The following is a 7,357-nucleotide window of genomic DNA, read 5'->3' as shown; positions in this document are numbered from 1 at the left end:
CCGCAAACCCCCGCCGATCACCGCGCGCGGTTGCTCCATCTCGCCCGAAGCGACCGGATAGGCGCAGTAATCCGCCGCATAGAACCCGGTCGGCCGGTGATTGCCCGAAAGCCCCACGCCGCCCATCGGCGCCGCATGGCTGGGGCCGATCGTAGGCCGGTTCCAGTTGACGATTCCGGCGCGCACGTTGGCCCAGAAGCGGTTGTACTCCTGCGGCGTGCCCCCCACCAGCGATGCGGCGAGGCCATAGCGCGAGGCATTGGCCTGTGCGATCGCCTGATCGAAGTCCGACACCCGGACCACCTGCAGGATCGGCCCGAACAGCTCGACGTCGGGGCGCTCGGCCATCGCGGTCACGTCGATGATCGCGGGGCTGAGGAAGGGCGCGGTCTCGTGCGTGCGGACGAGGTGCTTGATCGCGCGGCCGCCGTGGCTGAGCAGGTAGAGGAAGCTCTCGGTCAACCCGTCGGCGGCGGCATTGTCGATCACCGGTCCCATGAAGGGCGCGGGCTCGTCGAAGGGCGCGCCGACGATCAGGCGGTCGGCGAGCGCCTTCACCTCGGCCATCAGCGCGTCGTACATCGTGTCCTTCACGATCAGGCGGCGCGCGGCGGTGCAGCGCTGGCCGCTGGTGGCGAAGGCGGACTGGACGACGATCGCGGCGGCGTCGGTCAGCTTGGGCGTGTCCCACACGACCATCGCGTTGTTGCCGCCCATCTCCAGCGCGACCATGCGGTCCGGCCGGGCCGCCAGCCTGCGGTTGATGGCGATCCCGTTGGCGGCAGATCCGGTGAACAGGACGCCGTCGATCCCCTCGTGCGCCACGTAAGCCGCGCCTTCGGCCGGGCCGCCGGGCGCGAACTGGACGGCGGCGGCCGGAACGCCCGCGCGGTGGAAGCAGCGGGTCAGCATCTCGCCGGTCGCGGGTGCGCGTTCGCTCGGCTTGAAGATCACCGCGTTGCCCGCGATCAGGGCGGGCACGATATGCGCGTTGGCAAGGTGCGCGGGGTAGTTGAAGGGGCTGAGCACCACCAGCACGCCATGCGGCTTGTGGCGCACCGCCATCGCCCCCTGCAGCGCCGAATCGAGGCGGCGCTGGGCCGTCCGCTCGGCGTAGGAGCGGATCGAGACTTCAACCTTGGCGATCACCGAATCGACCTCGGCGCGGGCTTCCCACAAGGGCTTGCCGACTTCGCGGGCGATGCAGGTGGCGAGCGCCTCGGCATCCTTGCGCACTTCGTTGGCGAATCGCCGCAGCAGTTCCATGCGGGTGGAGAGCGGTTGGGCCGCCCACGAGGGCCACGCGCGCCGCGCACGCGCGACCGTTTCGTCCACGTCGGCAACCGGGCCGCGCCAGACTTCCGCCCCGGTGGCAGGTTCGTGGGAGACGATCTCCGCCCTGGTATCGGGCCGGCTATCGGCCCTCTGGAGTTGTGCGGTCACGAAATCATCTGGTCCCAACGCGGTGCGGCTGCAGAAATACGGCTAATGACCCGTTAGCTTATAGGGTTCGACATTTCATCCCAATCGCACAGGTATTCCTACCGTGGCGTAAATCATTGGGGAGTAAACGGTGCCTTCCCAAGTTGTTCGCCCAGCCTGCGAATCTGCGCGACTTTGGCGTCCAGTTCGCTCCAGTCGTCATGCGTGTCGATCGCGGCCCAGATGCGTTCGACCTCGTCGATGAGGACGCCGGGAGGGGCGCTTTCCTGCCAGAACGGGTCGTCCGTCGTGGCGGCGGGAGCGTAGCCGGACAGCAGCGCGCCGAAGTCGTCGGCACCGGCATTGCGGCCACCGCGGTGGAGGAAGAAGAACTGCTCAGGGGGAAGGCCGCTCTCGACCATGCTGCGCTCGGCGGCCTGAACCAGCGCCGTGTCGGCCTCCACCCCCCGCGATTCGATGCCGAGGCGCCAGGTGAAGCGGCGGCACAGCGCCTGCTGGTAGAGCGGCCCGAACCGCTCGAGCGCGGCGACCAGCGGCGCGGTCTCGGCCAGCGGGCGCAGGGCGATGGCGAGTTGCTGGCAGTTCCAGAGCAGCGCCTCGGGCTGGCGGCCGAAGGCGTAGAGGCCGGTGCGGTCGAAGTAGGCGGCCGTGAAACGCGGGTCCCAGCGCGGCGTCCAGCGCCACGGGCCATAGTCGAAGCTCTCGCCCGAGATGTTCATGTTGTCGGTGTTGAGCACGCCGTGGACGAAGCCCGCCACCATCCACGCGGCGGCAAGGTCGGCAAGCCGCTCGACGACCTGGTGAAGCAGGATCACCGCCGGTTCGTCGCGGCCCGGAGCGTCCTCGGGTGGCAGGCTGCCGGGGTAGGTTTCGAGGCTGTAGTCGACCAGTGCCGCCAGATGCGCGGTCTCCTCCAGCACGTAAAGGCGCTGGAAGCTGCCGATGCGGATGTGCCCGTGCGACAGGCGCACCAGCACGGCCGAGCGGGTGGGGGAGGGCTCGTCGCCGCGCCACAGTTCCTCGCCGGTCTCGACGACGGAAAAGGTCTTGCTGGTGTTCACGCCCAGCGTTTCCAGCATCTCGGTGGCAAGGATTTCGCGCACCGCGCCCTTCAGGGTCAGCCTGCCGTCGCCGTCGCGGCTCCATGGCGTCTGGCCCGAACCCTTGGTGCCGAGGTCGAGCAAACGGCCCGCTCCATCGCGCATCTGCGCGAAGAGGAAGCCGCGTCCGTCGCCGAGGTCGGGGTTGTAGTTGCGGAACTGGTGGCCGTGATAGCGCAGCGCCAGCGGCTGCGGCAGATTGCCGGGAAGCGGCTGGAACTGCCCGAAATGCGCGGTCCAGCGCGCCTCGTCGAAACCGTCGAGGCCCACCGCGGCTGCCCAGCGGTCATTGCGCCAGCGCAATTGATGGCGGGGGAACGCGGCGGCATGGACCGGGTCGCCGATCCATTGGGCGATCGTTTCGATTCGCGGATCGGGAAGATAGGGCGCGGGTTGCGGATCGCTTGGCATCGGGCGATAGTGGGGACCGCCCGGCCCGCTAGCAAGCCGGGTATTTTGTTGAATCTGATGAGGTCGCCGCCCGCGCATGAAGGTTTTCGAAGATCGCTTCTGGTCGAGCCGCGACGGTCTCAAGCTCCATTTCCGCGATTATCCCGGTCCCGCAGAGGGTGAAACCGGCCTGCCGGTGCTGTGCCTCCATGGCCTGACCCGCAACGCGCGCGACTTCGACGTGCTGGCCCCGCGCCTCGCTGCCAATCCCATTAGGGGACGGCGCGTGATCTGCCCTGACCTGCGCGGCCGGGGCGACAGCGAATATGCGAAGGATTCGGCTACCTACACGCCGGTCCAGTACGGCGAGGACGTCCTCGCCCTGATTGAGCAGGAGGGGCTTGAGCGCTTCGTGGTCATCGGCACCTCGCTGGGCGGACTGATGGCGATGGGGCTGGCGAGCATTATCCCCGACCGGATCGCCGCTGCCGTGGTCAACGACGTCGGCCCGTGGCTGAAGCCGGCGGGCCTTGCGCGGATCAAGGACTATGTCGGGCAGGGACGCACCTGGCCCACCTGGGTCCACGCCGCGCGCGGACTGGAGGAAGTGCAGGGCGCCGCGCATCCCGGACAGCCGCTGGATTTCTGGATCGGCATGGCCAAGCGGCTGATGACGGTCGGCGGCAACGGGCGCATCGTCTTCGACTACGACATGAAGATCGCCGAGCCCTTCCTCGCGCTCGACGTCAATGCCCAGCCGGACTTGTGGGCGGTGTGGGACGCGCTGGCGCAAGTGCCGGTGCTGGTGGTGCGCGGTGGACTGTCCGACCTGCTCTCTGCCCAGACGCTGGACGACATGCTGCGCCGCTCGCCGAATGCAGAGGGGCTGACCTTGCCCCACGTCGGCCACGCCCCGACGCTCGACGAGCCCGAATCGGTTGCCGCGATCGAGCGGCTGCTGGCCAGAGCGGCCTGAGCCAGAGACCGGCCTTGCGCCTCCTCCACCTCCATTCGAGCTTCGCGGCAGGCGGCAAGGAACTGCGCGCGGCAAGGCTGATGAACGTCTTCGGCCCGGGCGTCGCGCATACCATCGTCTCCGCGCAGCCGGGCGCATATGGGGCGAAAGTCGCACTCGACCCGGCGCTCACGGTCGATTTTCCGAGTGATTTTCCCAGCCTGCAGGGCCGCCCGGCACCGCTTCGCCTGCTGCGCATCGCCCGCGCCATGAAGCATTTCGACCTCGTCCTCACGTACAACTGGGGGGCGATGGACGCGGTGCTGGCGCACCGGGTCTGGGGCGGCGTGCTGGGCCTGCTGCCGCTGGTCCATCACGAGGACGGCTTCAACGAGGACGAGGCTGGTGGCCTCAAGCCCTCGCGCAACTGGTTTCGCCGCGTGGCGCTGGCGCGGGCTTCGGCGCTGGTGGTGCCTTCGCAGCGGCTGGAGGAAATCGCGCTCGGCGACTGGGCGCAGCCGCGCCCGCGCGTGAAGCTGATCATCAACGGCATCCGCACCGCCGCTTACCTCGCGCCGCCCCTGCCCGATGCGATTCCGGGGCTGCCCAAGCCTGCTGGCGCGAAGTGGGTCGGCACTCTGGCGGGCCTGCGCGCGGTCAAGAACCTGCCCCGGCTGGTCCGTGCTTTCGCCACGCTGCCGCCCGAATGGCAGCTGGTGATCCTCGGTGAAGGGCCGGACCGCGAAAGAATCGCGCAGCAAGCGCGGGAATCCGGCGTGGCCGACAGGGTGCATCTGCCGGGCTTCGTCCCCGATCCCTCGCGCGCGGTGGGGCTGTTCGATCTCTTCGCGCTGTCCTCCGACAGCGAGCAGTTTCCCATCTCCATTCTGGAGGCGATGGCGGCCGGGCTCGCGGTCGCCTCGCCCGCGGTGGGGGACGTGGCGGCGATGGTGCCGGCGGAAAACCGCAGCTTCATCACCCCGCCCGGAGACGACGCCGCGCTCGGCCGGGCTTTGGCGGAACTCGCGGTGGATGACGGGCTGCGCGCGCGCATCGGCGCGGCCAATCGTATGCTGGCGCAGGCCAAATACGATGAAAACTCGATGATTCGCAGTTATGCCTCGACCTATGGCGCAGCGATGGGCAAAAGCGACTTTCCGTGACGCCGCGCTCATTCAGCGGCGCTTCACCGCGGGACGGGCACCGACATCCCCGTTGAAAAGCCCCACCCATCCGCTAAACAGCCCCGCAACCGTCCCGTTTTTCGCTAGAAAGCGCCCTATCTTGGCTCTGCCCCCCGACACCAATTCCGCCGCCGCAGCGCGTAACGCCGCCCAGCAGGACGTTTTCCTGCGTGAAGTCGACGACGCCGTGCGCCAGGACCAGCTCGAAGGCTTCATGAGCCGCTACGGCAAGCCGCTGATCGCCGTCATCATCATCGCCCTGCTTGCCTTCGCGGGCTGGATCTACTGGCAGCACCGCCAGACCCAGGAGCGCGAGGCGCGTTCGGAGGCTTACGTACAGGCGCTCGACGCCCTGCAGTCGGAGAATCTCGACGCCGCCAAGGCCAAGCTGGCGCCGATCGCCGGCGCCGATTCTTCGGACGCGACAGTCGTGTCGGCCCGCCTGATGCTCGCGGGGATCGCGCTGCGTCAGGAGAAGAAGGCCGATGCGCTCAAGCTCTATCGTGAGATTTCGGCCGACGGCAAGGCACCGCAGGTGCTGCGCGACCTCGCCTCCGTGCGGGAAGTCGGCGCCGACTTCGACGCGATGAAGCCCGAGGACGTCGTCAGCCGCCTCAAGCCGATGGCCGCGCCCGGCAATCCGTGGTTCGGTCCCGCGGGCGAACTCGTCGGCATGGCCTACCTGAAGCAGAACAGGCAGGACCAGGCCGGTCCGCTGTTCGCCGCGATCGCCAAGGACGAAAGCGTCGAGGACGGCCTGCGCAGCCGCGCCCGCCAGCTTGCCGCCGTGCTCGGCGTCGATGCCGTGGACGACGTGGTGAACGAAAAGGGCGAGCCGCTCGACAAGCCGATCGCCAAGATCGTCCAGCCCGCCGAAGTGGCGAACTGAGAACATGACACGTGAGGACATTCGCATGAACGCAGCCCGCAACACGTCGTCTTCGCGCGCGAAGAAGGTCGTGCCGCTGATCGCCCTCGCACTCGTCGCGGGCCTGTCCGGCTGCAAGATGTTCGGCGGCGGCAAAGGCCCGGCCAAGACCCCGACCGTGGGCAACCGTGTGCCGATCCTGTCGCGCATCGAAAGCGGTGCCAAGGTCGATACCACGCTCGGCGCAGTCTCGGTGATCCTGCCCCCGGCCGAAGTCAACGCGACCTGGGCACAGGGCGGCAACACCCCGAACAAGGCTTACGGCCACCTCGCGCTGGCGGATAACCCGACCAAGGTGTGGACGGCGCAGATCGCCGGTTCGAGCCCCCGCGCGCGCCTCGCGGCGGCCCCGGTCATCGGCGGCGGCAAGCTCTACGCGATGGATACCGAAGGCACGGTCCACGCCTTCGACGCCCAGAGCGGCGCGAAGCTGTGGACCAAGAGCTTCTCGGTCAGCGGCAGTAACGCGAAGTCGGTCTTCGGCGGCGGCGTCACTTTCGACGGCGACAAGCTCTACGTCACCACCGGTCTTGGCGAAGTCGCGGCGCTCAACGCCGCCGACGGCAGCCAGCTCTGGACCAAGAAGCCCGCCGGCCCGCTGCGCGGTTCGCCGACGGTCGGGTTCAACCAGATCTTCGTGATGACGCAGGACAACCAGATCGTCGTCCTCAACGCGGCGGACGGCGCTACCATCTGGCAGGAATCCGCCTCGCTGACCCAGTCGGGCGTGTTCGGCGTCGCCTCGCCCGCGCTTGGGCAGGGCACGGTGATCGCGGGCTACTCGTCAGGCGAACTGGTGGCATACCGTTACGAGAACGGCCGTCAGGTCTGGTCGGACGCGCTTTCGCGCACCTCGATCTCGACCGAAGTGGGTAGCCTCACCGACGTCGATGCCGACCCGATCATCGATCGTGGCCGCGTCTATGCTCTGGGTCAGGGCGGGCGCATGGCCGCTTACGAACTGGTCACCGGGCAGCGCATCTGGGAACTCAACCTCGCGGGCATCTCGACCCCGTCAGTCGCGGGTGACTGGGTCTTCACGCTGGACGACCACGCCGAAATCCTCGCCATCGCGCGCGGCACCGGCAAGGTCCGCTGGCTGACCGAACTGCAGCGGTACAAGAACGCCAAGAAGCGCAAGAATCCGATCTTCTGGGTCGGTCCGGTGCTGGCGGGCAGCAAGCTGTGGGTCGGCAACTCGCGCGGGCTCGTGGCCACCATCGATCCGTCGAGCGGCACGATGACGCCATTCACCGAACTGAGCGATCCGATTTCGCTGGCGCCTGTCGTGGCGAACCAGACGCTCTACGTCCTCGACGATTCGGGCCGTATCACCGCCTTCCGTTGAATCAGGCGG

General features: G+C 68.3%; 6 protein-coding genes. 4 read left to right on the top strand and 2 right to left on the bottom strand.

The features are described 5' to 3' along the window. Together ACYPYD_RS01630 and ACYPYD_RS01625 are read right to left on the bottom strand one after the other, a co-directional pair. A partial coding sequence (locus ACYPYD_RS01630; RefSeq protein WP_459661823.1) for a succinylglutamate-semialdehyde dehydrogenase occupies positions 1-1,443 on the bottom strand: 1,443 nt, incomplete at its 3' end. A gap of 113 nt (positions 1,444-1,556) precedes the next feature. Continuing rightward, positions 1,557-2,954, bottom strand: a complete 1,398-nt coding sequence (locus ACYPYD_RS01625) for a protein adenylyltransferase SelO family protein (protein WP_459661822.1) — start codon at positions 2,952-2,954, stop codon at positions 1,557-1,559. Between the two features lie 76 nt (positions 2,955-3,030). Here ACYPYD_RS01625 and ACYPYD_RS01620 point away from each other — a divergent pair, with 76 nt between their 5' ends. The 4 genes from ACYPYD_RS01620 to ACYPYD_RS01605 all read left to right on the top strand — a co-directional run bounded on the left by ACYPYD_RS01620 (position 3,031) and on the right by ACYPYD_RS01605 (position 7,348). Continuing rightward, positions 3,031-3,909, top strand: coding sequence for an alpha/beta fold hydrolase (locus ACYPYD_RS01620; protein ID WP_008828927.1), 879 nt, complete (start codon positions 3,031-3,033; stop codon positions 3,907-3,909). 14 nt (positions 3,910-3,923) lie between these two features. Then, positions 3,924-5,051, top strand: coding sequence for a glycosyltransferase family 4 protein (locus ACYPYD_RS01615; RefSeq protein ID WP_459661821.1), 1,128 nt, complete (start codon positions 3,924-3,926; stop codon positions 5,049-5,051). 121 nt (positions 5,052-5,172) lie between these two features. After that, positions 5,173-5,961, top strand: coding sequence for a tetratricopeptide repeat protein (locus ACYPYD_RS01610; protein WP_008828925.1), 789 nt, complete (start codon positions 5,173-5,175; stop codon positions 5,959-5,961). 25 nt (positions 5,962-5,986) lie between these two features. After that, positions 5,987-7,348: an outer membrane protein assembly factor BamB family protein gene (locus ACYPYD_RS01605; protein ID WP_008828924.1), complete on the top strand. Its 1,362-nt coding sequence runs from the start codon at positions 5,987-5,989 to the stop codon at positions 7,346-7,348. Positions 7,349-7,357 lie beyond the last annotated feature (9 nt).

The sequence above is a fragment of the Novosphingobium sp. 11B genome (assembly GCF_054589055.1).
This window is presented reverse-complemented; position numbering and strand designations above follow the sequence as displayed.